The 542-nt window shown below is 40.4% G+C and carries 1 protein-coding gene; it reads left to right on the forward strand.

The window, feature by feature from the left end; translation table 11 throughout:
- Nucleotides 1-542, forward strand: a 542-nt coding sequence (locus tag DVK05_RS17160; RefSeq protein WP_158598870.1) for a hypothetical protein, incomplete at both ends; no start/stop codon positions are given.

Here is a 542-nt window from a genome sequence, read left to right on the forward strand (position 1 = left end):
TAATAGATTCAAATGAGGTTACATTTTCACGGGTGAAATATGACATAAGATATACGATTCCACCGCCAGGATGGATATCTGAACAAAATTACGATAAAAGAGATCTGGTTTCATATGGGAAACCTGGGATAGAGTGGGTGGATAGGGACGCTAAGTCGATAGGCACCACTACTCCAAGGGTTTGTAAAGACATGATTGATCAGGCTATCGAGGAGAATGCTGTTGATAGTATTTCTGATCTGATTCAAAGAGGATTGGAACGTATGATTGGACATAGAGAAACACCAAACAAAAGTTCAAATGAAGAATACACGAGGGATCCAAAACCAAAATCACATGAAGAATATCCGATTGTTACGCTGTTCAAGGGAAAGGCGTACTATGGGGTTACTGACTTCACTATCCAACAAGCAGACAGTCTCCCAACAAGATGGTATCGGATGGGAGATCTTACTGAGAAAGTAGGTTGCTCAACAACAGCACTTTCGAATATACAGGACGAAATAATTGGGTATGGTCTATTGGAAAGGAGCAATAGTACT

The organism is Halorubrum sp. Atlit-8R, assembly GCF_003666025.1.
Classification (GTDB): Archaea; Halobacteriota; Halobacteria; order Halobacteriales; family Haloferacaceae; genus Halorubrum; species Halorubrum salinarum.